The sequence below is a fragment of the Arthrobacter sp. Marseille-P9274 genome (assembly GCF_946892675.1).
In the GTDB taxonomy this organism is placed as follows: domain Bacteria; phylum Actinomycetota; class Actinomycetes; order Actinomycetales; family Micrococcaceae; genus Crystallibacter.
The window spans coordinates 616,796-640,468 of sequence record NZ_CAMPOV010000002.1 but is presented as its reverse complement, the minus strand read 5'-3'; the positions used below and the strand labels follow the sequence as shown (position 1 = coordinate 640,468).

Annotated in this window: 21 protein-coding genes; 12 read left to right on the top strand and 9 right to left on the bottom strand. The window is 67.3% G+C overall.

Annotated features, from left to right (window positions below; genetic code table 11):
• The first annotated feature begins 73 nt into the window (after positions 1 to 73).
• Together OC550_RS16180 and OC550_RS16175 are read left to right on the top strand one after the other, a co-directional pair.
• Positions 74 to 1,297 (top strand): ROK family protein, encoded by a 1,224-nt coding sequence (locus OC550_RS16180; protein WP_262106941.1) that lies wholly within the window; start codon positions 74 to 76, stop codon positions 1,295 to 1,297.
• A 107-nt stretch (positions 1,298 to 1,404) separates the two neighbouring features.
• Positions 1,405 to 2,004 carry an NADPH-dependent FMN reductase gene (locus OC550_RS16175; RefSeq protein ID WP_262106940.1) on the top strand — a complete coding sequence of 200 codons (600 nt, stop codon included), beginning with the start codon at positions 1,405 to 1,407 and terminating at the stop codon, positions 2,002 to 2,004.
• A 12-nt stretch (positions 2,005 to 2,016) separates the two neighbouring features.
• Here OC550_RS16175 and OC550_RS16170 read toward each other — a convergent pair whose 3' ends face one another.
• Together OC550_RS16170 and OC550_RS16165 are read right to left on the bottom strand one after the other, a co-directional pair.
• Positions 2,017 to 3,627, bottom strand: coding sequence for an AMP-binding protein (locus tag OC550_RS16170; protein ID WP_262106939.1), 1,611 nt, complete (start codon positions 3,625 to 3,627; stop codon positions 2,017 to 2,019).
• 161 nt (positions 3,628 to 3,788) lie between these two features.
• The gene (locus OC550_RS16165) at positions 3,789 to 4,049 is read right to left on the bottom strand and encodes a GlsB/YeaQ/YmgE family stress response membrane protein (protein ID WP_262106938.1); all 261 of its coding nucleotides are present in this window, start codon (positions 4,047 to 4,049) and stop codon (positions 3,789 to 3,791) included.
• Between the two features lie 224 nt (positions 4,050 to 4,273).
• Here OC550_RS16165 and OC550_RS16160 point away from each other — a divergent pair, with 224 nt between their 5' ends.
• From OC550_RS16160 to OC550_RS16150, 3 genes are all read left to right on the top strand, one after another.
• The gene (locus tag OC550_RS16160; protein ID WP_262106937.1) at positions 4,274 to 5,401 is read left to right on the top strand and encodes a hypothetical protein; all 1,128 of its coding nucleotides are present in this window, start codon (positions 4,274 to 4,276) and stop codon (positions 5,399 to 5,401) included.
• Positions 5,402 to 5,492: 91 nt separating this feature from the next.
• Complete coding sequence (locus tag OC550_RS16155; protein ID WP_262106936.1) at positions 5,493 to 5,636, top strand: hypothetical protein; 144 nt, start codon at positions 5,493 to 5,495, stop codon at positions 5,634 to 5,636.
• 97 nt (positions 5,637 to 5,733) lie between these two features.
• Entirely contained in the window at positions 5,734 to 6,006 is a 273-nt protein-coding gene (locus OC550_RS16150; RefSeq protein ID WP_262106935.1) for a hypothetical protein, read from the top strand.
• A gap of 22 nt (positions 6,007 to 6,028) precedes the next feature.
• Here the strand turns inward: OC550_RS16150 and pyk are convergent, their stop codons facing one another.
• On the bottom strand, positions 6,029 to 7,447 hold the full coding sequence (gene pyk, locus OC550_RS16145; protein WP_262106934.1) for a pyruvate kinase: 1,419 nt from the start codon (positions 7,445 to 7,447) through the stop codon (positions 6,029 to 6,031).
• Between the two features lie 9 nt (positions 7,448 to 7,456).
• Entirely contained in the window at positions 7,457 to 8,224 is a 768-nt protein-coding gene (locus OC550_RS16140) for an SDR family oxidoreductase (protein WP_262106933.1), read from the bottom strand.
• A 166-nt stretch (positions 8,225 to 8,390) separates the two neighbouring features.
• On the opposite strand from OC550_RS16140, the gene aceE reads away from it, so the two are divergent.
• Both aceE and OC550_RS16130 read left to right on the top strand, forming a co-directional pair.
• A complete protein-coding gene (aceE, locus tag OC550_RS16135) occupies positions 8,391 to 11,129 on the top strand; it encodes a pyruvate dehydrogenase (acetyl-transferring), homodimeric type (RefSeq protein WP_262106932.1) in 2,739 nt (912 codons plus the stop codon).
• Between the two features lie 153 nt (positions 11,130 to 11,282).
• A complete protein-coding gene (locus tag OC550_RS16130; protein ID WP_262106931.1) occupies positions 11,283 to 11,660 on the top strand; it encodes a VOC family protein in 378 nt (125 codons plus the stop codon).
• A gap of 88 nt (positions 11,661 to 11,748) precedes the next feature.
• Here the strand turns inward: OC550_RS16130 and OC550_RS16125 are convergent, their stop codons facing one another.
• Positions 11,749 to 11,916, bottom strand: coding sequence for a hypothetical protein (locus OC550_RS16125; protein WP_262106930.1), 168 nt, complete (start codon positions 11,914 to 11,916; stop codon positions 11,749 to 11,751).
• 272 nt (positions 11,917 to 12,188) lie between these two features.
• Here OC550_RS16125 and uraD point away from each other — a divergent pair, with 272 nt between their 5' ends.
• The 5 genes from uraD (at position 12,189) to OC550_RS16100 (ending at position 17,141) form a co-directional block, all read left to right on the top strand.
• Positions 12,189 to 12,683 carry a 2-oxo-4-hydroxy-4-carboxy-5-ureidoimidazoline decarboxylase gene (uraD, locus tag OC550_RS16120; RefSeq protein ID WP_262106929.1) on the top strand — a complete coding sequence of 165 codons (495 nt, stop codon included), beginning with the start codon at positions 12,189 to 12,191 and terminating at the stop codon, positions 12,681 to 12,683.
• Positions 12,680 to 13,021, top strand: coding sequence for a hydroxyisourate hydrolase (gene uraH / locus OC550_RS16115; RefSeq protein WP_262106928.1), 342 nt, complete (start codon positions 12,680 to 12,682; stop codon positions 13,019 to 13,021). Before uraD ends, uraH begins: the two co-directional genes overlap by 4 nt.
• 2 nt (positions 13,022 to 13,023) lie before the next feature.
• Positions 13,024 to 13,932 carry a factor-independent urate hydroxylase gene (pucL, locus tag OC550_RS16110; protein ID WP_262106927.1) on the top strand — a complete coding sequence of 303 codons (909 nt, stop codon included), beginning with the start codon at positions 13,024 to 13,026 and terminating at the stop codon, positions 13,930 to 13,932.
• 66 nt (positions 13,933 to 13,998) lie between these two features.
• Positions 13,999 to 15,603, top strand: coding sequence for a nucleobase:cation symporter-2 family protein (locus OC550_RS16105; protein ID WP_262106926.1), 1,605 nt, complete (start codon positions 13,999 to 14,001; stop codon positions 15,601 to 15,603).
• 182 nt (positions 15,604 to 15,785) lie between these two features.
• A complete protein-coding gene (locus OC550_RS16100) occupies positions 15,786 to 17,141 on the top strand; it encodes an 8-oxoguanine deaminase (protein WP_262106925.1) in 1,356 nt (451 codons plus the stop codon).
• Positions 17,142 to 17,169: 28 nt separating this feature from the next.
• Here OC550_RS16100 and OC550_RS16095 read toward each other — a convergent pair whose 3' ends face one another.
• The 4 genes from OC550_RS16095 to OC550_RS16080 are packed head-to-tail and all read right to left on the bottom strand — an operon-like array spanning position 17,170 to position 23,667.
• Positions 17,170 to 20,040: a molybdopterin cofactor-binding domain-containing protein gene (locus OC550_RS16095; protein WP_262106924.1), complete on the bottom strand. Its 2,871-nt coding sequence runs from the start codon at positions 20,038 to 20,040 to the stop codon at positions 17,170 to 17,172.
• A gap of 1 nt (position 20,041) precedes the next feature.
• Positions 20,042 to 20,887, bottom strand: a complete 846-nt coding sequence (locus OC550_RS16090) for an FAD binding domain-containing protein (RefSeq protein WP_262106923.1) — start codon at positions 20,885 to 20,887, stop codon at positions 20,042 to 20,044.
• 9 nt (positions 20,888 to 20,896) lie between these two features.
• The gene (locus tag OC550_RS16085; RefSeq protein ID WP_262106922.1) at positions 20,897 to 22,138 is read right to left on the bottom strand and encodes an XdhC family protein; all 1,242 of its coding nucleotides are present in this window, start codon (positions 22,136 to 22,138) and stop codon (positions 20,897 to 20,899) included.
• Between the two features lie 59 nt (positions 22,139 to 22,197).
• On the bottom strand, positions 22,198 to 23,667 hold the full coding sequence (locus OC550_RS16080) for an NCS2 family permease (RefSeq protein ID WP_262106921.1): 1,470 nt from the start codon (positions 23,665 to 23,667) through the stop codon (positions 22,198 to 22,200).
• Positions 23,668 to 23,673 lie beyond the last annotated feature (6 nt).

The window sequence follows — 23,673 nt, the reverse complement described above, 5'->3', positions numbered from 1 at the left end:
TTTATTTAGTGTCTAAATTTATGTTCCTTTATTATTATTCGGAGTCGGACCCGCTAACGTCAAGAGGTACTTTGTGAGCAGCAGCGCCAGCACGCCCCAGGTCCTGCGCAGGACCAACCTCAAGGCCGTCCTCGACGTGATGAGGAACGGCGGAACCTGTACGGGAACCGACCTGATCGACCGCACCGGGCTCACCCGCGCCACCGTGATCGCCGTGTGCGACGACCTGGTCCGGCGGGGCTGGGTCCGCGAGCTCGTCTCCGAGCGGAACGGGGGAGTCCAGAAGGGCCGGCCGGCGCGCCGCTTCGAATTCAACGGCGAGGCAGGCTGCGTGCTCGGCCTCGACCTCGGCGTCGCGACGGTCACCGCCCACGTGGCGGACCTGAAAGGCACGGTGCTCGGCCGCGCCGCGCAGCGGATCCCCGGACGGGCCGCGGAGGCCACGTCCAGCGCGCGCCTGGAGACCATCACCGGGACTGTCGACCGGGTGCTCCAGGACGCCGGACTGCCAACGACGGCGGTGCTCGCCGTGGGGATCGGAGTCGCTACCGTCGTGGACCGGCATGGCAACATCGCGGGCGGCCACCACCTGTCGTCGATGTTCGACCTGGGGTTGCAGACCGAGGTGTGGCGCGACCGCGCCTGGCCCGTGCTGCTGGAGAACGACGCGAACCTGGCGGCACTGGCCGAAAGGTGGCGCGGCATCGGCCAGGGGACCCAGGACCTGGCCGTCATGCTGGCCGGCGAGCGGCTCGGCACCGGGCTGATCGAGTCCGGGCGCCTGCTGCACGGCAGCAATGGCGGCGCCGGGGACGTGGGATCGCTGCAGCTGGTCGAGGGCGTTGGAAGCCAGGACGGCATCGCCCGGCTCGCCCGGCACTGGGGCACCCAGGCGCTGGAGGAGGACCGGCCGACGCTGATCCGCGAGCTGGTCGGGCCCGGCACCACGCGCGTCTCGGCCCGCTACGTCTTCGAAGCCGCCGCCCGGCAGGATGCTGTGGCGCTGGAGATCCTGGACAAGATCGCCCGCAGGATCGCGCGGGTCATCGCCGTGCTCGGCACCTTCCTCGATCCCGAACTCGTGGTCCTCGCCGGAGCCGTGGCAGACTCGGCCGCGGCGCTGCTGCCCACGATCAACCGGGAGCTCCCGTCGCTCACCGAGCGGCCCCCGCGCGTCGAAGTTTCCCGGCTCGGCGACGGCATCGTCGCCACCGGCGCCCTTCGGCTGGCACTCGACTATGTCGAAGAGAATATGCCGTCCCTCACCCCGGGCGGGCAGCCGGCTGCGGTCGGGTAATGTCCGGATCCGGTTTTTCCCTAGCCGCAGGATTGGGGCCGTGCTAGACCGGAAGGCGTCCGGGTAAGGGCCGGATCAGCTCCGGCCGTTTGAAGGGAGTACCGAACGTGGCACACAAGATTGGATACTTCGTCGGGAGCCTCGCCTCCAACTCCATCAACCGCACCCTTTCCAAGGCGCTGATCAAGCTGGCGTCGGACGAACTCGAGTTCACCGAGATCCCGATCAAGGACCTGCCGCTCTACAGCCCGGATTACGATGCCGACTTCCCGGCCCCGGCCCGCGCCCTCAAGGAATCCATCGAGGCGTCCGACGGCATCCTCTTCGTCTCGCCCGAATACAACCGGTCCGTCCCCGGCGCCCTGAAGAACGCCATCGACTGGGGCTCCCGGCCGTGGGGCACCAACTCCTTCGCGCGCAAGCCCACCGGGATCATCGGCGCATCTCCGGGCGGCATCGGCACGGCCGTGATGCAGTCCTCCATGCGCAGCGTGCTCAGCTTCCTCGACGCCCCGCAGCTCAACGCGCCCGAGGCCTACGTCAAGTTCGACCCGGAAGTGTTCGGCGAGGACGGCGAGGTGAAAAAAGAGGGTACCCGCGAGTTCCTGCGCCACTACATGGACGAGTACTGCGCCTTCGTGCAGCGCGTGCTGGCCGCCACGGCACCAGGCCACATCGGCGACAAGCACCCCGACTCCTCGAAGTAGGGGCGGGCGCAGCTATTCCGGTTGGGCTGCGCGGCGTTGCCGCAGGACATACCGTTGGAGCTTTCCTGACGGTGTCTTGGGGAGGACTTCGACGAAGTGGACCTTCCGGGGGTACGCGTGGGCGGCCAGCTGGGTCTTGACCAGGTTCTGAAGCTCGGCGGCGAGTGCGTCGCCGCCGGTGGTCCCCTCGGCGAGGACGACGTACGCTTCCAGGACTTCGCCGCGGAGTTCGTCGGGGGCGCCGATGACGGCGCTTTCCTGGACTGCCGGATGCATCGACAGGACGCTTTCGACGTCGAAGGGCCCGATGCGGTATCCGGCCATGATGATGACGTCGTCGTCCCTGGACGAGAAGAAGAAGTATCCGTCCTCGTCGACCTTGCCCGCGTCCCCCGTGATGTACCAGCGGCCATCCGCGGAGAAGCGCTCGGCCGTCTTCTCCGGGGCGTCCTTATAGCCCGTGAACCACATCAGCGGGCTCGCCGTGGCATCGACCGCGACCCTGCCCATTTCCTCCGGAGCCGCCGGTTCATCCGAAGAGTCCTTCAGGATGGCGCAGGTCCACCCGGGCAGGGGGTGTCCCATGGAGCCCGGTCGCAGCTCCTTCCGGATGTCGTCGTGCCAGGCGTTGATGATCATCATGCCGTGTTCCGTTTGCCCGTAGTGGTCCCTGACCGGAACGCCGAAGGTTTGCTCGGACCAGGAGATGACTTCCGGAGTCAGCGGTTCCCCCGCCGAGGAGGCCCGGCGCAGGCTGAGGTCTTTCGGCGCGCCTGCGGCCTTGGACCGCATGGTCCGGTAAATGGTCGGGGCCGCGGCGAAGTTCGTGACCCGGAACCGCTCAAGGACGGCGAAGCTCAACTCCGGAGAGTAGCCCGCCTGCAGCAGCAGGCTGCGCCGTCCCGCAGCCAGCGGGCCGAGGATGCCGTAGTAGAGTCCGTAGGCCCAGCCCGGGTCGGCGGCGTTCCAGAACACATCGTCTTCCTGGACATCGAGGCCGAGCTCGACGTATTGCCGGAACGCGGCCAGCGCGCGAAGCGGAACGGGAACACCCTTGGGTGTTCCCGTGGTCCCCGACGTGAAGATGATGACCAGCGTGCCGTCGCCGCCGACTGCTTCCGCAGGGATGCCGGGCTGCTGCGCGTCCAGCAGCTGCGCCAGGGCCAGGTCGGGTGTCGTGGCCTGGCCGCCGGCCACCAGGACCGTAGCGGTTGTCTCCTCGATCTTCTGACGCTGATTCGCATCGCAAATAATGACTTTGGTGCCTGATGACACGAGGCGCAGCTCGATGGCGGGCCAGGCAAAGGCGGTGAAGAGAGGAACGTGGATGGCGCCGCGGCGCCAGATGGCCAGGAGCATCACGACGAGGTCAGCGGACTTGCCCATCAGCGTCGCTACACAATCACCGCGGCCGATACCCAGCTCTGCCAGCGCCGCCGCTCCCTGTTCGGAACGTTCGCGCAGCTGTCCGTACGTGATGTCCTCGCTGGAGAGGTCGGCTCCGATGATGGTGAACGCGATGGCATCCGGATCGTGTGCGTCGCAGAGCAGCTCGGCGGCGCAGGCGGCGGGCGTGTCGTAGCGCCGAAGGAGGGCCTCGACGTCGAGGGCTGGTGCAGGCATTTCGATCTCCCATTGGATGGTTTTGCCGTGACTCTGCATACTACAGAGTTGCGGCGCGGATCAGCCCGCTGGGCCGATCGTCACGTTGGAGAGGAAAGCTTGGTCCTGCCCCGGAGGCCTCGCAGCGCTCCGGGACAAGACCGGTCATGCCTGAGGGTGCGCTAGCGGCGGACGCTGCGCCGGCCCGATAGTCCTTCGGCCACGCCGATCAGGAGCACGGCCGCGATAACGGCGACGACGAATCCAACGACGTTCAGCTCGAAGATGTCGCCCGTCCCGAGCAGGTTGGCGATGACGCCGCCGATGACCGACCCGGCCAGGCCCAGCAGCAGGGTGGCCAGGAGCCCCAGGTTCTGCCTCCCGGGCTTAACCAAGCGCGCCAGCGCCCCGATGATGAGTCCAGCAATGATGAAACCGATCATATTTGCCTCCTTATGGCTTTCCCCAACCATAAGCAGACTTAGCAATTCTTTGGCAAATCCTGTCGCAGAGGCCACGGTCCTTCGTCATGCCGGCCTTGAATCCATCCCCCTGCCATGGTCCGGCAACTGCGATTGATAAATCGTTATGACTCAAGTGTTGACTGGATCACACCTCTTGCCATATTTTTCTATACGACTGATATATCAATCTGACGAAGGAAGATATGGCCCAGACGTCGTCGCAGACCAGAGCGCACTTGCATACCCTCGAGAAGACAAGCGTATTGCGGGTTCTCACCTACGCCGGGGCAATCGTTGCGTTCCTGATAGGTTCGGGATTCGCCACCGGCCAGGAGATTCTGCAGTACTTCACCTCGTACGGGTACTGGGGCGTCTTCGGTACCGGACTTCTGGTCCTGGTGCTCATGACCTACGTCGCGGTCGAGTTCTTCACCGTCGGCCAAGCCAAGAAATTCGACCGGCCGTCGATGATCTTCCACTACTACTGCGGCAAGCATCTCGGAACGTTCTTCGACTTCTTCTCGGTCCTCTTCGTTTTCCTGAGTTTCACGGTGATGGTCGCCGGTGCCGGCGCCGTCTTCGAGGAGCATTACGGCCTGTCGAAGTACATCGGCGGTGTCGGGCTGGCCGTGGCCGTCGGCATCAGTGTGTGGTTCGGGCTGAAGAGCCTGGTCGACGTGATCGGCAAGATCGGCCCCCTGATCGTCGTGATTGCGATCGCCCTCGGCGTACTGGGGATCGTCCGCAATCCGGGCGGGATCGCCGAGGGCAACGCCCTGCTGCCGGAGTTGGCGTTGACCCAGGCGTCGACGAACTGGTTCATGGCCGGCCTGTCCTATGTTGGCTTCTGCATGCTGTGGCTGGCCGCCTTCCTCACCGCGCTTGGCAAGACGGCGCGCAGCCGGAAGGAAGCTGCCTCCGGCGCCCTGGTCGGTGCGATCGCCTTCTCGGTGGCCTGCATCATCGTCGGCTTGGGCCTGCTGGCCAACATCACGCGCGTCGGCAACACGGAGATTCCGATGCTCGTCCTCGCCTCCGACGTGAACGTGCTGCTCGCCTCCGGCATCTCGGTGATGATCCTCGCCGGCATCTACACAACGGCGGTCCCGCTGCTGTGGACCGTATCGTCCCGCTTCTTTGCCGATAAGACGCCCCGCTTCAAGTACCTGACCATTGGCCTGGCCGCCGTCGGGACGGTGATCGGCCTGGTCCTCCCGTTCTCCCAGATGGTCAACATCGTTTATGTGATCAACGGCTATGTCGGCATCCTGCTGCTGGTCCTGATGCTTGCCAAGACGGCTACGCGCCTGGTCCGCCGCCAGGCCCCGTGACGGTGCCTCGCTCGGCGCCTCTTCAGGCTGGATAGAGCCTGAGGTTCGTGTCTAAGCGGGCGGCTCGTCCAGACGCGCATAAGGTCGATTCATGGACAGGGACCAGACCGGTGAGCTCGAAGGGCAGACCTCGATTAACGAGTTGCTCGACGAGCCTGTCGGCGTCGCCCACCTGCAGCTGGTGCTGCCGATATATGTCGAACTCAGGCCGGGCGAATTCCGGCGCCTGTCCTGATACGCGGCCGAGCGTAACCCGGCCAAGCCCTGTTGCTCATGACACCCAGGTGATTAGCTGGAGCTGCTGAAGACGTCGCATGAGCAAAGGAAGAGCCGTGAGCCAGGAACGTAAAGAAAACGCAGACAGCGAAGGCCGCATCACCCGGGACCAGGAGGTGCTGGAGCCGGGCGAGGTCACGCCGGATGCCAAGGGCCTGGCGCAGGTGTACGGCGACGCGGACCGCAGCGTCCTGGATGACCCGGTCACTCCTCCCGGCGAGACCGACGCGGCGGCCATCGAGTATGTGGAAGAGAACTTCACGGTCCGCGACGCCGGCCATGGGGAACGCTATTTGGAAGAGGCGCCTCCCGAAGACGCGGCTGAATAACCGCGAAGGCGCCGACGTCATCCTAGGCGTCCAGGTCCCCGATGCGGTGCAGGCGCAGCGAATTGATGGTCCCGGCTTTGCCCAGGGGAGAGCCCGCCGCGATGACGGCCAGGTCGCCCATTCCCGCCAGTCCCCGCTCGCACAGGATTCGATCCACCTGCGCCGCCAGTTGGTCGGTGTGGGATACGAAGTCCACAAGCTGCGGCCGGATTCCCCAGGCCAGGGTGAGCTCGTTGACGGAGGCCGGCAGGGGAGTGAAGGCGTAGAGCGGCTTGGGCGGACGCAGCCGCGCCAGACGCCGCGCCGAGTCGCCTGATTGGGTGAGTACGCAGATGCACCGCGCATCCAGCTGGGCCGCCATGGCAACGGCGGAGCGGGTGATCACGCCGCCGCGGGTCTTTGGTGTGCTGCCGAGGGGCTGGATGCGTTCCAGTCCATGCTCTTCGGTGGATTCGATGATGCGGGCCATGGTCCGTATGGCGTCGATGGGGTAGCGGCCGACGCTGGTTTCGCCGGAAAGCATGGCCGCGTCGGCGCCGTCGAGGACGGCGTTCGCGCAGTCCGAGGCCTCCGCGCGGGTCGGCCGCGGGTTCTCGATCATGGACTCAAGAACCTGCGTCGCAACGATGACAGGCTTCGCGGCGCGGCGGGCCAGCTCGATGGCCCGCTTCTGCACCACTGGCACATCCTCCAGCGGCAGCTCCACACCCAGATCGCCGCGGGCCACCATGATGGCGTCGAAGGCGTCGATGATTTCCTCCAGCGCGTCGACGGCTTGCGGCTTCTCGATCTTGGCGATGACCGGAGTCAGCCGTCCTTCCTCATCCATGATGTCGTGCACGCGGCTGATATCCTCGGCGCTGCGCACGAAGGACAACGCCACCATGTCTACACCGGTGCGCAGCGCCCAGCGCAGGTCTGCCTCGTCCTTGGCGCTCAGGGCGGGCACGTTCACGGCGACGCCGGGGAGGTTAATGCCCTTGTTGTTGGAGACGTGTCCGCCGACCACGACTTCGGTGACCACGTTCTGTGCGTCGACGTCCACCGCGCGGAGCGTCACTTTGCCATCGTCGATCAGCAGCGTGTCACCGGGCCGCACGTCGCCGGGCAGGCCGGGGTATGTGGTTGAGACCCGCTCGCGGGTGCCCTGAACGTCCGCCGTCGTGACGGTGAAGCGGTCCCCGGCCCCAAGCTCGTGCGGCCCGCTCGCGAAGCGCCCCAGCCTGATTTTCGGTCCCTGCAGGTCCGCGAAGATGCCTACGGGCCGGTCCAGGGTGGCGGCAGCCCGGCGGACGTTGCGGTAGGTTTCCTCGTGCACCGAGTGCTCGCCGTGGCTCATGTTCAGGCGTACGACGTCGGTGCCCGCCTCGAGCGCGGCAAGCGTGCGTTCGTAGCCGGCCAGGGCCGGACCGAAGGTGGCGATGATCTTGGCTTGGCGCATGGTTCCTCCTCAGCCGCGCCCGATGTAGGGCATGCCGGCGGCGGTGATCGTGAGCTGGTTGATGGTGGCCTGGGCCGGCATCGTGGCCATGAGGACGACAGCGCGCGCGGCCTCCTCCACATCGAAGGTGGGCTCAGGCCGACGGCTTCCATCGGGCTGCAGCGCTCCGGTGTCGGCTCCGGTGTGCGCCACGATGGCCGTGGCGGTATTGCCGATGTCGATCTGGCCGCAGCTGATTCCGTAGGGCCGGCCGTCGAGTTCGATCGACTTGGTCAGCCCGGTGAGCGCATGTTTAGTGGCGGCGTAGGCCACCGAGCGGGGGCGCGGCACATGAGCGGAGATCGAGCCGTTGTTGATGATCCGCCCGCCCTGGGGCTGCTGGCCCTTCATGACCCGGAACGCTTCGGCCGCGCAGAGCATCGCTCCGGTGAGGTTGACCGCGATCGTCGCGTTCCAGTCCGCCAAGTCGATCTCGTCCACCGCGGCGGCCGGGCCGAAGGAGCCGGCGTTGTTGAACAGCACGTCGAGCCTGCCCCAGGCCTCGCGCACGCGGCCGAAAAGCGCCTCCACCTGCCCGGCATCGGTGATGTCCGCGGGAACCACGAGCGCCTCCCCATGTCCCGACGCGGTTTCGTGGAGAGCCTCCACGCGTCGCCCGGCCAGCGCCACGGCCAATCCGGCGTCCAGCAGTTGCCGTGCCACGGCCCGGCCAATGCCGGAGCCGGCTCCGGTGACGACGGCGGTGCGCATCCGGGGTGCCGAGGGATCCCGATCCATGTGGTCCTCATTCCAGTGGTCGGCGGGTGAAGAGGCGGCAGGCTTTGACAGACGGCCGGTCGCCTGTGTTCACTGTAGCCTATATTTTCGGAATAAAGATTCCGCGATATGAAACTATGCTGCAAGAGCGGCAGGAGAACTCTGCCCCTCAAGGAAGAGGTTGCACATGACCGCCATCGACGATTTCACCGCTGCGAACCTCCCGGCCGGCGGCTTCGGAGACCATGACCCGGAAGAGACGGCCGAATGGTCCGAATCCCTGGACCAGCTGATCGATGCCCGCGGAACGGCCCGCGCCGGCTTCATCATGCGTTCGCTGCTCGAGCGCGCTGGTTCCCGCCGGGTGGATGTTCCGCTGGGCATGACGACCGATTACATCAACACGATCGCGTCCGACGTGGAGCCGCAGTACCCGGGCGACGAAGAGACCGAGCGCCGCTACCGGGCCTGGATGCGCTGGAACGCCGCCGTCATGGTCCACCGGGCTCAGCATCCCGAGATCGGAGTCGGCGGACACATCTCCACCTTCGCCGGGGCCGCGACCCTGTACGAAGTCGGCTTCAACCATTTCTTCCGTGGCAAGGACCATCCCGGCGGCGGAGACCAGGTCTTCTTCCAGGGCCATGCCTCCCCCGGCATGTACGCCCGGGCCTTCCTCGAAGGGCGCCTCGGCGAAGAGGACCTTGACGGCTTCCGGCAGGAAAAGTCCAAGGCCGGGCACGCGCTCTCGTCCTACCCGCATCCCCGCCTGATGCCGGAATTCTGGGAGTACCCGACGGTCTCGATGGGCATCGGCCCGATGAACGCGATCTACCAGGCGCAGTCCAACCGGTACCTGCAGAACCGCGGCATCAAGGACACTTCGGACCAGCACGTGTGGGCCTTCCTTGGCGACGGCGAAATGGACGAGCCCGAATCCCGCGGGCTGCTGCAGCTCGCGGCGCAGGAGAAGCTGGACAACCTGACCTTCGTGGTGAACTGCAACCTGCAGCGCCTCGACGGCCCGGTCCGCGGCAACGGCAAGATCATGCAGGAACTGGAAGCGTTCTTCCGCGGTGCCGGCTGGAACGTCATCAAGGTGGTCTGGGGCCGGGAGTGGGACGGTCTGCTGGACAAGGACCACGAGGGCCACCTCGTCGACTTGATGAATACGACGCCGGACGGTGACTACCAGACCTACAAGGCCGAGTCCGGCGGATTCGTCAGGGAGCACTTCTTCGGCAAGACCCCGCAGACCAAGGAAATGGTCGCGGACCTGACCGACGAGCAGATCTGGAACCTCAAGCGCGGAGGCCACGACTACCGGAAGGTATACGCGGCCTACAAGGCGGCCATGGACCATAAGGGCAAGCCGACGGTTGTCCTGGTGAAGACCGTGAAGGGATACGGCCTCGGGAGCCGCTTCGAGGGCCGCAACGCGACCCACCAGATGAAGAAGCTCACGCTCGAGGACCTTAAGCAGTTCCGCGACCACCTGCGGATTCCGATCAGTGACGAGGTCCTTGAGTCGGACCCGTACCGCCCGCCGTACTACCACCCCGGCCGGGACGCGCCGGAGATCAAGTACCTGCTGCAGCGCCGCCGGGCACTCGGCGGCTCCGTCCCGGCCCGGCGCAGCGGCCACGCCGCCGTGAAGCTGCCCGAGGCCAAGGCCTACGAAGTCGCCGAGCGGGGCTCCGGCAAGCAGCAGGCCGCCACGACGATGGCCTTCGTCCGGCTGCTGAAGGACCTGATGCGGGACAAGGAATTCGGCAACCGGGTGGTCCCGATCGTGCCGGACGAATCGCGCACCTTCGGCATGGACGCTTTCTTCCCGACGGCGAAGATCTATAATCCCTCCGGGCAGAACTACCTCTCGGTGGACCGCGACCTGGTGCTCGCCTACAAGGAGTCGCCCGCCGGACAGCTGATCCATCCCGGAATCAACGAGGCCGGCGCCGTCGCGGCGTTCACCGCAGCCGGCACGTCCTACGCCACGCACGGCGAGCCTCTGGTCCCGATCTACGTGTTCTACTCGATGTTCGGCTTCCAGCGGACCGGCGATTCCTTCTGGGCCGCCGCGGACCAGATGACGCGCGGTTTCGTCATCGGTGCAACCGCCGGCCGGACCACCCTGACCGGCGAGGGCCTCCAGCACGCCGACGGACATTCCCCGGTCCTCGCAGCGACCAACCCGGCCGTCGTCACCTACGACCCGGCCTATGGCTATGAGATCGGGCACATCATGAAGGCCGGCCTGGAGCGCATGTACGGCGGGAACCACCCGGACCCGAATGTCATGTACTACCTGACCGTCTACAACGAGCCCATCGTCCAGCCGGCTGAGCCGCAGGACCTCGACGTCGACGGCGTCCTGGGCGGCATCTACCGGCTCAAGGAAGGCGGAGCCGCAAGCACGAAGACCCAGCTGCTGGCCTCAGGCGTTGCTGTCCCGTGGGCGCTCGAGGCCCAGCAGATCCTCGCCGAGGAGTGGAACGTCTCCGCCGATGTCTGGTCCGTGACCAGCTGGACCGAACTGCGCCGCGACGGCCTCGCCGCGGAGCGGGAAGCCTTCCTGAATCCCGGCGCCGACGCCCGCAAGCCGTTCATCGCCCGGCAGCTCGAGAATGCCGAAGGCCCCGTTGTCGCTGTATCCGATTACATGGCGCAGGTCCCAGACCAGGTCCGGCAGTTTCTGCCGCACCGCTTCGCCACGCTCGGCGCCGATGGCTTCGGCTTCTCAGATACCCGCGCCGCCGCCCGCCGGTTCTTCAACATCGACAGCCACTCTATTGTTGTCCGGACCCTGCAGCTGCTGGCCGAGGAAGGCAAAGTTCCCGCCAACGCTGCCGTCGAGGCCTTCCGCCGCTACCGTCTGGACGACGTCAGCGCTGGCACCTCCGGGACCGCAGGCGGCGACGCGTAGTCCCGATGCGGCCGCGGAACGAATGTGGCCCCTCCCCGAAAGGAGGGGCCACATTCGGCCGGCCGGAGCGAGGGGGCAGGATCGTAAACGTGCTGCCGGCCCTTGGCCGGTTTGCCTATCCGGTAGCTGTGATGCTCCCCCACGGTGGTTGCCATGGCGAGCCGCTTAGCTGTCATCGTTATCGGTGACGTCAATCCGCCTAAAGTGGCGGACTTCTGGTGCAAGGTCCTCGATTGGCGGGTCCTGGAACAGGAGAGCGGCTTCATCACGATCGGGCCGCCCGACGGGGCCTGGCCGTCCATCGATGTCGTTCCGGTGCCGGAAGGCAAGGCCAGCAAGAAGAGGCTCCATTTCGACCTGCGGGCGGGGCCAGGACGCCCAGGCCTGAGGCTAGCGGCGGAGGCTGCGGCGGCCGGCGAAGCCCTCGGCGACACCGATCAGCAGTACGACTGCGATCACGGAAAAAACGAACCCAAGAACGTTCGGTTCAATGATGAAACCGCATGGTTGCGTCTTAATGGCTTGCCATGACGGTAAGCATACTTAGCAATTTGAGTGCAAGTTCGGGTGGAAAACAGTGGCACCTTGGCCGGCCTGACGGAAGCTGGGCTCTGCCTATTTAGCGCGAGCCGCGCAGCAGTGCGGACAGCCCTGGGATGTTGCGCAGAATCTTCGCGAGGAGGCCGGCACTGTCGGTCCTGACGGGCGGCAGGTAGAAGTCGGGGTCGGAACCTCCCGCTTCATATGCGGGGGAGTGTGACGGCGGCGCTTGGTTGATCTGGGTCATGGCCTGCTCCTTGTTTCGTATCGTGGAACTTTGTTATTGCTATACGAAAGACTAGGATGTCCCGGCCTGGCTGGTCAAGAGTTTTCGGCCCGGGACTCTGTTGCAAAAAGATCGTTGCCGATACCCTTGACAGGGTTCGTGTGAGCGGGCTTACACTATTTTCGAAATAAAAATTCCGCGATACAAAAACATCGAATCAAGTCGATTGCAAATCGATGGTCAAGGGTGTTCAGCGCTGTATCGAGAAGCCTTACTGAAAGCTGACACCCGCCATGGATTTTTCCTCCTTTAATGACTCACCGGCCGCCGAAGCGGCAGCCGTCCTCCGGCCCTGCGTGGATATCGACCGCTGGGTAGAGGAGATCGTCGCCCTCCGGCCCTTCGCCAACCGCGGCGAGTTGATCGATTTCGCGGGCCGGGCCGCCGCACCCTGGACCACCGCAGAGATCGACGCCGCGCTGGCGCACCATCCCCGGATCGGGGAGCGCGCCGCCGGAAACAGCGCGGAGGCGGGGATGTCGCGGAACGAGCAGTCCGGCGTCGTACGTTCCGCCGAAGTCCAGGCCGCGCTCGACGCGGGAAACCGCGCCTACGAGGAAAAATTCGACCGGGTCTTCCTGATCCGGGCCGCCGGCCGCAGCGCCGAAGACATCCTCGAGCAGCTGCAGAAGCGCCTGCACAACTCGCCCGACGAAGAAATCGCCGTCGTGGCCCAGCAGCTCCGCGAAATCGCCATCCTCCGACTTGAAGGAGTCATCGAAGCATGAGCGTCAGCCATGTCACTACCCACATTCTCGACACCGGGACCGGGAGGCCTGCCTCCGGTGTCAAGGCCACTCTGGAAGCCAAATCGGCAACCGGCTGGCAAGAAATCGCCTCGGCCCGTACGGACAATGACGGCCGTATCAAGAACTTGGGTCCCGAGGCGGTCGAAGCAGGGATATACCGGATCGTCTTCGAAACCGGGCCCTACTTCGGGCAGAAGGGAACGGAAACCTTCTTCCCGTTCGTGGAGCTGGCCTTCGAGGTGAAGGAACCGGCAGAGCACTACCACGTACCACTTCTCATCAGCCCGTTTGCATTCTCAACCTACCGAGGGAGTTAGCCATGACTGCCACCGCAGAAACCTCAACCGGCACCAAGGTCGTCCTTGGACAGAACCAGTACGGCAAGGCCGAAGTCCGCCTCGTCAAGGTCACGCGCGACACCACCCGGCACGAGATCCAGGACCTTAACGTCACCTCGCAGCTGCGCGGCGACTTCGAGGCCGCCCACACTGCCGGCGACAACGCGCACGTGGTCGCCACCGACACGCAGAAGAACACAGTCTACGCCTTCGCCCGCGATGGCTTCGCCACCACCGAGGAGTTCCTGCTCCGGCTGGGCAGGCACTTCACCGAGGGCTTCGACTGGGTGACCGGCGGGCGCTGGGCGGCGCAGCAGTTCTTCTGGGACCGCATCAACGACCACGACCACGCCTTCTCCCGCAACAAGAGCGAGGTGCGCACGGCCGTACTCGAGATCTCGGGCGAAGAGCAGTCCATCGTCGCCGGGATCGAGGGCCTGACGGTCCTGAAGTCCACCGGTTCGGAGTTCCACGGCTTCCCGCGGGACAAGTACACCACCCTGCAGGAAACCACCGACCGCATCCTCGCCACGGATGTCAGCGCCCGCTGGCGCTACAACACGGTCGATGTGGACTTCGACGCCGTCTACGCGAACGTCCGCGGGCTGCTGCTGAAGGCCTTCGCCGAGACCCACTCGCTGGCCCTGCAGCAGACCATGTTCGAAATGGGCAGGGCCGTCATCGAGGCGCACCCGGAAATCGACGAAATCAAGATGTCCCTGCCGAACAAGCACCACTTCCTGGTGGACCTGCAGCCCTTCGGACAGGACAACCCCAACGAGGTGTTCTTCGCCGCCGACCGTCCCTACGGACTGATCGAAGCCACCATCCAGCGCGAGGGCTCGCGCGCTGACCACCCGATCTGGGCGAACATCGCCGGATTCTGCTAGCCACATGCCGGAGGTCGGGACGCGGTGGGCGCGCCCCGACCTCCCCAGCCGACAAGGAGGTCAGCTGTGAATGCAGCAAAAGCCACAACCAAGACTTTAACCGCACAAAGACCTGAGGACGAACGCCTGCCGGTGGGCAGGTCCTTCACGTACGGTCTCCAGCACGTCCTCACAATGTACGGCGGCATCATTGCGGTCCCGCTGATCGTGGGGAACGCAGCCGGACTATCCCAGGACGAAATCGCACTTCTGATCGCCAGCTGCCTTTTCGTGGGCGGCGCGGCCACCATCCTGCAGAGCTATGGAGTGAAGTTCTTCGGCTCGCAGCTTCCGCTGGTCCAAGGCGTCTCCTTCGCCGGCGTCGCCACGATGACCGCGATCCTCAGCGGCGGCGGCGGAATCCAGATGGTCTTCGGATCCGTCCTGGTGGCCTCCGTGATCGGCCTGGTGATCGCCCCGTTCTTCGCCAAGGTCATCCGGTTCTTCCCGCCGGTCGTCACGGGCGTCATCATCACCACGATCGGCCTGACCCTGATGCCTGTGGCGGCCAACTGGGCCATGGGGGGCAACGCACAGGCCGAGAACTATGGCAGCCTGCCCAACATCGGGCTGGCAGCCCTGACACTGGCACTGGTCCTGCTGCTGAGCAAACTCGGCAACGCCGCCATCTCCCGGCTGTCCATCCTGCTGGCCATCGTCGCCGGCACCGTCATCGCGGCACTGCTGGGGATGGCCGACTTCTCCAACGTGGGCAACGGGGCCATCTTCGCCATCCCGCAGCCGTTCGCCTTCGGCTGGCCGGTCTTCGACGTGGCCGCCATCATCTCGATGACCATCGTTATCCTCGTGACCATGACGGAAACGACGGCGGACATCCTCGCCGTGGGCGAGATCGCCAAGACCAAGGTGGACTCCCGGCGTATCGCCGACGGGCTCCGCGCGGACATGCTCTCCAGCGCCCTCGCGCCGGTGTTCAACTCCTTCACCCAGACCGCCTTTGCGCAGAACGTGGGCCTGGTGGCGATCACCGGCGTGAAGAGCCGCTTTGTCGTCACCGCAGGCGGCGCCATCATGTTGGTGCTCGGGCTGCTGCCGGTGCTCGGCCGCGTCGTCGCCGCCGTGCCGACTCCCGTCCTGGGCGGCGCCGGCATCGTGCTCTTCGGCACGGTGGCCGCCAGCGGCATCCGCACGCTGTCCAAGGTGGACTACAAGGACAACATGAACATGGTCATTGTGGCCGTGTCGCTGGCCTTCGGCATGATCCCCGTGGTCAAGCCCGAGTTCTACGACCAGTTCCCCACCTGGTTCGGCATTATCTTCCACTCCGGCATCAGCTCCGCGGCAATCATGGCCGTGCTGCTGAACCTGCTCTTCAACCAGCTGAAGGCCGGCAATTCGGAGAAGCAGTCCACGCTGGTGGCCAGCCCCCCGCGGATGGTGCGCGTCGAGGAGCTGCACGCGCTCGAGGAAGGCGACTACTACCAGGGCGGCAAGCTGATCGCCGCGGACGGAACCGAGATTCCGGTCGTGACCGCCCAGCAGTACCAGGTGGTCAAGGAGAAGCTGGACCGGGGCGAGGTGACCTGCCCCGAGGACATCCGCCGGATCTGCGAGGAAGAGGTTTCGGACGAACCCGACGCCGGTATCCGCCCGGCCGGAAAGGACAACTGACAACGTACCTCAGGCCGGGCCGGCTCCACCGCGGAGCCGGCCCGGCCCCCGGGCTTCCACCGCCCGGGCCGGCCATTGTTGATGGTCTCCTGGATCAGCAGACAGGACGTAACTGAGCTGGCGGCACCGCCGTCGTCCCTTGGATGCTCGGCTTCGATACTGCAACTGATGAGGAGAGACCCATGGCCGAACGAATCTGGATCCGCAACCCGCTGGCCGTCTTCACCGCAAACACGGAGGACGCTGCCGGCGGTTTCGTCGTTGAAGGCGGCACCATCGCGGAGCTCGTGCCCGCAGGCCGGGAGCCGCAGACCTGCTGGGGCTCGGTATTCGATGCCGGCGCCCATGTGGTGCTGCCGGGCCTGGTCAACACGCACCACCACTTCTACCAAACCCTCACGCGGGCCTGGCGGCCGGTGGTCAACGTACCGTTGTTCCCCTGGCTGGTCAACCTCTATCCCGTCTGGGCCCGGCTGACCCCCGAGGCCCTCCGGCTCGCCACCAAGGCCGCGCTGGCCGAGCTGCTGCTCTCCGGCTGCACCACGGCCGCCGATCACCACTACCTCTTCCCCGCCGGGATGGAGGATTCGGTGGACGTGCAGGTGGAGGTGGTCCGGGAGTTGGGCATGCGGGCCATGCTCACCAGGGGCAGCATGACTTTGGGCGAGGACGACGGCGGTCTGCCGCCGCAGCGGGTGGTCCAGTCGCCGGAGGTGATCCTCGAGGACAGCGAACGGTTGATCGGCCGCTACCACGAGCGCGGGCCGGGTGCGCAGATCCAGATCGCGCTGGCGCCGTGCTCGCCGTTCTCGGTGACCCCGGAGATCATGAAGGACAGCGCTGCCCTGGCCGAGTCGCATGACGTCCGGCTGCACACGCACCTGGCGGAGACCATCGATGAGGAGCAGTTCTGCCTGGAACGGTTCGGCCTGCGGACGGTCGACTACCTCGAGAACGTCGGATGGCTGGGGCCGCGGACCTGGCTGGGGCATGGCATCCATTTCAACGATGATGAAGTGGCGAGGCTCGGTGCCGCCGGCATCGGCGTGGCACACTGCCCCAGCTCCAACATGCGGCTGGCCTCCGGGATCTGCCGCGCGGTGGAGCTGGAGGACGCCGGCGTGCACGTCGGGATCGGCGTGGACGGATCCGCCTCGAACGACGGCTCGAACATGATCCTCGAGGCCAAGCAGGCCCTGTACCTGCAACGGCTGCGCTACGGGGCGGAGCTGGCGACCCCGGAGCGGGCTCTCGGCTGGGCCACCAAGGGCTCTGCCCTGGCCCTGGGCCGCACCGACATCGGCGAGATCGCAGTGGGGAAGCAGGCCGACCTCGCGTTCTTCACACTGGACGGCCTCCGGTTCTCCGGCAGCCACGACCCGCTCTCGGCGCTGCTGCTCTGCGGCGCCGACCGGGCCGACCGCGTCATGGTCGGCGGTCGCTGGCGCGTCATTGACGGCCGCGTCGAAGGGCTCGACCTCGACGGCCTGATCGCCGACCACTCGGCAGCAGCCTGCCAGCTCCTCGCAGAAGCGTAGGCTGGCCGGGCACTGCGTGGAGCGTGCGCTATCCCGCCATGCCCGCCGCTGCCTTCGACGCCGACACCTGGCCGGCGGTGTCGGCAGGGACTCGGCCGGCGGCTTTGAGGGCCAGGTAGATGCGGTCGCGGGCGAGCGGCAGCGAGGTGAAGCGGAGGCCGGTAGCGTCCCGCAGGGCATTGGCTAGCGCGGGAGCGACCGGGTTGTACGGGCTTTCGCTCATCGACTTCGCGCCGAGCGGGCCCAGGGTGTCCGAGGTCCTGGCGAAGTAGACCTCGCTGCGCGGGACGTCCGCGAAGGTAGGGATGTGGTACTGCCGCAGGATGTCTGTGGTGACGGCGCCGCCGTCGTCAATCCTCACCTCTTCGTAGAGCGCGGCGCCGAGGGCCTGGGCGATGCCGCCTTCGATCTGGCCACGGCACTGGCGGGGGTTGACGACGACGCCGGCGTCGGCCGCCTGCACGCTCTGCAGGATCGCGAGTTCCCCGGTGCCGGAGTGCACGGCGACCCGGAAACCCTGGACGTTGAACGCAATCGAGCGAGGCGTTCCGCCCCAGCGGCCCTCGGTTTGCAGCGGTCCGCCCTGCCGCGTGGCGGCCGCGGCCAGCTCCGCGAAACCGAGAACCCGGTCCCCGCAGTCCACGCCCTCGGGGCCCGGGACGCAGTGCCGCGCCGGCCTGCCGGTCAGCTCGGCGGCGAGTGTGCGCAGCCGGGCGGCGAGCTCCTGTGCCGCGGCGAGGGTCGCCCTACCGGCGACGACAGTGCCGGTGGAGCCGAACGCGCCGGTGTCGTGCTCGGTCAGGGCGGTGTCCGACTGCCGGATCCGCACGACCGACGGCGCCACGCCCAAGGCCTCGGCGGCCAGCTGTGCGTGCACGGTGGTGGTGCCGTTGCCAAACTCGGCGGTGCCGACGTCCAGCAGGTAGCCGTCCGCCTCCAGCCGGATGACGCTGTGCGCGAAGTGGCCGCGCGGAGGGACCGTGGCGATCATGGACAGCGCGGTGCCCTCGCCAACGAGCCACTCCGCGCCGAGGTCCTGCCCGCCGGCTCCGCGCTCGCGGCCGCGGTCCAGCGCGCTGCGGACCAAATCAACGCACTGGTCCAGCCCGTAGCTGCCGCAGATGACATCCTCTTCCGGCTCCGCGTGCAGCGAGAGCAATTCGTCGCCCTCGGAGACCATATTGCGGCGTTTGAACTCCAGCGGGTCCAGCCCCAGGGTGCGGGCGAGTTCGTCCAGCGCGGACTCGACGGCGAAGATCATCTGGCTCAGGCCATAGCCGCGGAAGGCGCCGGCCGGCACGGTGTTGGTGTAGACGGCGCGGGCGTCCACTTTCTTCGCGGCGCACCGGTAGACCGCGATGGATTCGCTGCAACCGTGGAACATCACGCCCGGCGCGTGGTTGCCATATGCCCCGGTATCCGTGGTGACGTCGACCGCCAGCGCGGTGAGCGTGCCGTCCTTCCGGGCGGCGGCGCGCACGGCGATGCTGAACGGATGCCGTGTGGTGGTGGCGGTGAACTGCTCGCTGCGGGTCAGTTCCAGCTGCACCGGCCGGCCCAGCCTCAGCGCGGCCAGGGCCACAATGTCCTCGGTCAGAACCTCCTGCTTCCCGCCGAATCCGCCGCCGACCCGTCCGGCGGTGACCCGGACCCGGTCCTCGTCCAGGGCGAAGATCCGCGCGAGCGTGCGGCGGACCAGGAACGGCACCTGGGTGGAGGAACGCACCGCCAGTGAGCCGTCCGGTCCGGTCCACGCGATGGCCGCGTGCGTCTCCAGCGCCACGTGCTGCACGCGGTGGGTCCGGTAGGTTTCCTCGTGGACCGCGTCCGCGGCGGCCAAGGCTGCGGAGATATCGCCGATCTCGGTGTGCACTTCGGCCACGATGTTGCGCTCGGGCACGGCGATGCGCGACTCCGCCGGCTTGTCCGCATGCAGCAGCGGCGCACCCGGCGCCAGCGCGGCGGCCGGATCGAAGACCGCGGGCAGCAGCTCATAGTCCACCTCGAGCGCGCGCACTCCGGCCTCGGCAGCGGCGACGGAATCGGCGACGACGGCGGCGACCCGCTGCCCCTTGAACCGGACCACGTCGTCCAGCACGCGGGTGTCGTCCGGGTCGTCCGCATACAGTTCGTGCTGGGCGGTGGAGAACGGCTGCACGGGTGCGTCCTCGTGTGTGAAGACGGCGACGACGCCGGGCACCGCCAGTGCCGCCTCGGTCCTGATGCCACGGATCCGGGCGTGCGCGTGCGGCGAGCGGGCCAGCTTAAGGTGCAGCAGCGCGAGCAGCTGCTCCGCCGGGACGTCCAGAGTGTAACGCGCGGTGCCGGTAACGACGGCGGGGCCGGCGGGGGCGGGGGTGTCCGCACCGACGGCGCGGGGTGCTTTGGCTCGCCCGGCGCCTTCCGCAGTCCCGGCTCCTGCCGGGGCATCCAGCGCGCAGTCCCCGTCCGCCGGATGGGAGCAGCTGCCGCCGTCGCGGCCCAGGACGGCGTCCTCGATGGCCCGGTAGCCGGTGCAGCGGCAGAGGTTGCCCTTCAGGTTGCGCGGCAGATTCTGCTTCTGCTCCTCGCTGAACGTCGCCGCGGTCATGATCATCCCTGCGGAGCAGAACCCGCACTGGAAGCCCTGGGCGTCGAGGAATTGCTGCTGCATCGGGTGCAGCCCGTCCTCGCCGGCCAAGCCCTCGATCGTCGTGACGGACCGGCCCTCGGCGCGCACGGCGGGGTAGATGCAGCTGTGCACGGGTTCGCCGTCGACATGCACGGTGCACGCACCGCAGTCACCGCCGTCGCACCCCTTTTTTACGCCGAGCATGCCCTCCGCGCGCAGGAAGGTGCGCAGGCACTGGCCGGGCCGGGGTGTGTTGGCGTACGGTTCGCCGTTGATCTCGATCGCCATGTCAGGCGCTCCTTTCCGCCGGCTCAGCCAGCAGTTCGGCGCGGATTTCTTCCGCCAGCCGGTGGGTCATGTCGCGGCGCCACTCGGGCAGGCCGTGGATGTCGTCGTGGTAGAGCCCGGGTTCGATGGCCACGTCCAGGGCGTCCTGCAGCTGCCGCGGCCCGGGCAGGCGGGCGGCGGGAAAGCGCAGCTGGACCGGGCGCTTGGTTGCCGCGGTCACGGTCAGCACGAACACCCCGTCCAGGTCCTGGCGGCCGATGAGCAGGACGCCGGAGCGGCCCAGGTTGCTCAGCGATAGGCGGCGGAACGCGGTCCGGGCGGACAGCGCGTGGGCCGGCAGGTGGACGCTGCGCAGCAGCTCGCCGGGCGCCAGCGCATTGGTGGCATCCCCGGTGACCAGTTCGGCCACGGGCAGGGTCCGGCTGCCGCCATCCCGGGAGAGGATGGTGGCCACTCCATCCAGCGCGGAGCAGAGCGAGGTCATCGGCCCGGCCGGCAGTGAGGTGCAGATGTTTCCGCCCACCGTGGACATGTTCCAGATCTTGAAGGACGCGACGAACGCATCGCAGCATGGCCGCACAAGGTCCAGCGCGGGCCACAGCGCGGCGAGGCCGGGGGAGTCCGGCACCTGGTACAGGGTAGCGATGGTGCAGGTGGCGGCGAGCGCGATGCCGTCGCCGAAGACGGTCACAGGCTCCCAGCCGGCCTGTCCGAGGTCGAGGAGCCGGCGCAGCGTGGTGCTGCCGTACGAGAACAGCACAGTGCCGCCGCCCAGCCAGGCATCGCCGGGCTGCCAGTGTGCGGGGTCCGCGGTCGGCAGCACGGCTTCGATGGTGTTCATATCCATGGGTGCCTCCTATGCACGGGTGAGGGCCAGCTTTTCGCCGGCCGGGAGGGAAAGTACGACGGCGGGTGTCCGGCTGCTGTTCGCAGCCGCACCGGCCGCGGGAGTGTGGATCGGTCCGCTCCGCACTGACAGCGGCTGGCCGGTGGCGGCGCTGTTCCGGGACGCGATGACCTGGGCGATGATCGAGACCCCGACCTCGGCGGGGGTGGCTGCCTGCAGGTCGAGGCCGATCGGCGAATGCAGCCGCTCGAGGTCCTCCCGGCGGACGCCTTCGGCCAGCAGGTCCCGCACGCGCTGGCGGTGGCTGCGCTGGGAGCCCATGGCGCCCAGATAAGCCAGCTCGAGGTCCAGCGCCGTGCGCAGCAGCGGGAGGTCGAACTTCGGATCGTGTGTGAGGATGCAGATCACCGTGCGGCTGTCGACTCGGCCCGCGGCTGCCTCCGTTGCCAGGTAGCGGTGCGGCCAGTCGACGGCCACCTCGTCTGCTGCGGCGAAGCGCGGCTGGCGGGCGAAGGCGGGCCGGGCGTCGCACAGCGTCACGTGGTAGCCGAGCAGCTTGGCCTGCGGCAGCAGCGCCGCACCGAAATCGCTGGCACCGAAGACGAGCAGCCTCGGCGCGGGCAGCCGGGTTTCGACCAGCAGCGCCGGCGGTTCACCGGTGCAGTCGTCGACGCCGGAGGGAAGGCGCAGCACTCCGCTTCCGCCGGAGGGCAGCAGGACGGAGAGCTGTGCCGCCGCAGACCGGGCGGCCGCACCGGAACCGGCCAGGCGGCGCAGTTCGGGCAGCCAGTCGGCGGCGTGAAACTGCTGCGGGTCGGGAACCAGCAGCGCCCCGCAGCCGCCTTCGTCGATGCGGCGCACCAGGGCCACCGGTTCCTGCGGCCCGAGGGACGCAAGGCGGGACAGCAGCGCAAGGGGCAGGCCGCCGTCGTACCTGTTCCCGCCTGCCGGAGCGATATGCACCTCCAGCTCGCCGCCGCAGGTGAGGCCGGCCGCGAAGGCGTCCTCGCGGCTGAAGCCGAAGTACTCGCGGCGCGGCAGTGCGGTGGCGAGGGCGTCCAGCGCGGACTCGACCACCGCGCCCTCAACGCAGCCGCCGGACAGCGAGCCGAGTACCGCGCCGTCGGACGCGACCAGCATGGACGTGCCCACCGGCCGCGGCACGGAGCCGGTGGCGGCAACCACCGTGGCCACCGCCAACTGCCGGTCGGAGTCGAGCCAGGCGTGCAGCTCGGGTCCAAAATTCAACATGATGCTTGTCCTTTCCATTCCGGCGGCGCCCGTTGTGCTGCGGGCGCTACCGGGACGTGCTAGCCGCCGAGCAGGAGGCTGATCGGTCCCCGGGCGAAATACACCAGGAAGCCTGCGGCGACCAGCCACATCAGCGGGTGGATACTGCGGGCCTTGCCGGTCGCGGAGTGCACGAGCACCCAGACGATGAAGCCGACGCCGATCCCGTTGGCGATCGAGTAGGTCAGCGGCATGGTGATCATGGTCAGGAAGGCCGGCATGCCGATGGAGAACCGGCTGAAGTCGATTTCGCGGATCTGCGCAGCCATGAGGGTACCGACGACGACGAGCGCCGCGGCGGCCACTTCGATAGGCACCACCGAGGTCAGCGGCGTGAGGAACATGGCCCCGAGGAACAATGTGCCGGTGACCACCGAAGCCAGGCCCGTGCGGGCGCCCTCGCCGATGCCGGCGGCCGAGTCCACGTAGACCGTGTTGGAGGATCCGGAAGAGGCACCGCCGGCCACCGCCCCGAAGCCCTCGATGATGAAGGCGGACTTCAGTCGCGGAAAGGTTCCGTCTGCGTGCGCGACTCCGGCGCTCTTGGCCAGCCCGGTCATGGTGCCCATGGCGTCGAAGAAGTTGGTGAAGACGAGGGTGAACACCAACATGGTCGCCGCCAGCGCGCCGATCCGGCCGAAGGAGCCGAACAGGTCGAACTGGCCGACCAGGCTGAGGTCAGGAACCGAGACGATGTGTCCCTCGAGCACCGGGGTGTTCAGGTGCCAGCCGCCGGGATTGCTGTCCGATGCCGGACCGAGCTTCAGGACTGCCTCCAGTACTGCTGCCAGTACCGTGGTGGCGACGATGCCGATGAGCAGCCCGCCCTGGACCTTCCGGGCGATCAGGGCGCCCATGACCAGCAAGCCCGCGACAAAAACGAGCGTCGGCAGCGACGTGATGGAGCCGTCGTTGCCCAGCTGGACCGGCGGGCCGCCCTCGGTGCGCCGGACGAAGCCGGAGTCCACGAAGCCGATGAACGTGATGAACAGGCCGATGCCCACCGTGATGGCGGCCTTCAAGTCCTGCGGTATGGCCCGGAAGATCGCGGTCCGCGCGCCGGTCATGCCGAACACGACGATCAGGATGCCGTTGATCACCACCAGCCCCATTGCCTCGGGCCAGGTGACGTCCTGGATCACGGAAACGGCGAGGAAGGAGTTGATGCCCAGGCCCGCGGCGAGGCCGAACGGCAGGTTGGCGACCAGTCCGAAGAGGATGGTCATCACGCCGGCGGTCAGCCCGGTAACCGCTCCTACCTGCGCGGCGGGTAGCCAGTTGCCGGCGACGTCGACCGGGGCCGAGCCCGGGCCGAAACCACCGAGGATGAGCGGATTGAGGATGACGATGTAAGCCATCGTGAAGAAGGTGACCAGGCCGCCGCGGAACTCGCGGCCGACGCTTGAGCCGCGCTCGGTGATCTGGAAGTACCGGTCCAGCAGGCCGCTGGAAAGACGCGGGCCGCCCTTGGGAAGGATCGAGATAGCCATGGCTGC

Coding starts and splice junctions, on each gene's coding strand:
- OC550_RS16170 (WP_262106939.1), bottom strand. CDS start 3,627: ATGCCTGCACCAGCCCTCGACGTCGAGGCCCTCCTTCGGCGCTACGAC.
- OC550_RS16165 (WP_262106938.1), bottom strand. CDS start 4,049: ATGATCGGTTTCATCATTGCTGGACTCATCATCGGGGCGCTGGCGCGC.
- OC550_RS16160 (WP_262106937.1), top strand. CDS start 4,274: ATGGCCCAGACGTCGTCGCAGACCAGAGCGCACTTGCATACCCTCGAG.
- OC550_RS16155 (WP_262106936.1), top strand. CDS start 5,493: ATGGACAGGGACCAGACCGGTGAGCTCGAAGGGCAGACCTCGATTAAC.
- pyk (WP_262106934.1), bottom strand. CDS start 7,447: ATGCGCCAAGCCAAGATCATCGCCACCTTCGGTCCGGCCCTGGCCGGC.
- OC550_RS16140 (WP_262106933.1), bottom strand. CDS start 8,224: ATGGATCGGGATCCCTCGGCACCCCGGATGCGCACCGCCGTCGTCACC.
- aceE (WP_262106932.1), top strand. CDS start 8,391: ATGACCGCCATCGACGATTTCACCGCTGCGAACCTCCCGGCCGGCGGC.
- OC550_RS16130 (WP_262106931.1), top strand. CDS start 11,283: ATGGCGAGCCGCTTAGCTGTCATCGTTATCGGTGACGTCAATCCGCCT.
- OC550_RS16125 (WP_262106930.1), bottom strand. CDS start 11,916: ATGACCCAGATCAACCAAGCGCCGCCGTCACACTCCCCCGCATATGAA.
- uraD (WP_262106929.1), top strand. CDS start 12,189: ATGGATTTTTCCTCCTTTAATGACTCACCGGCCGCCGAAGCGGCAGCC.
- uraH (WP_262106928.1), top strand. CDS start 12,680: ATGAGCGTCAGCCATGTCACTACCCACATTCTCGACACCGGGACCGGG.
- pucL (WP_262106927.1), top strand. CDS start 13,024: ATGACTGCCACCGCAGAAACCTCAACCGGCACCAAGGTCGTCCTTGGA.
- OC550_RS16100 (WP_262106925.1), top strand. CDS start 15,786: ATGGCCGAACGAATCTGGATCCGCAACCCGCTGGCCGTCTTCACCGCA.
- OC550_RS16095 (WP_262106924.1), bottom strand. CDS start 20,040: ATGGCGATCGAGATCAACGGCGAACCGTACGCCAACACACCCCGGCCC.
- OC550_RS16090 (WP_262106923.1), bottom strand. CDS start 20,887: ATGGATATGAACACCATCGAAGCCGTGCTGCCGACCGCGGACCCCGCA.
- OC550_RS16085 (WP_262106922.1), bottom strand. CDS start 22,138: ATGTTGAATTTTGGACCCGAGCTGCACGCCTGGCTCGACTCCGACCGG.
- OC550_RS16080 (WP_262106921.1), bottom strand. CDS start 23,667: ATGGCTATCTCGATCCTTCCCAAGGGCGGCCCGCGTCTTTCCAGCGGC.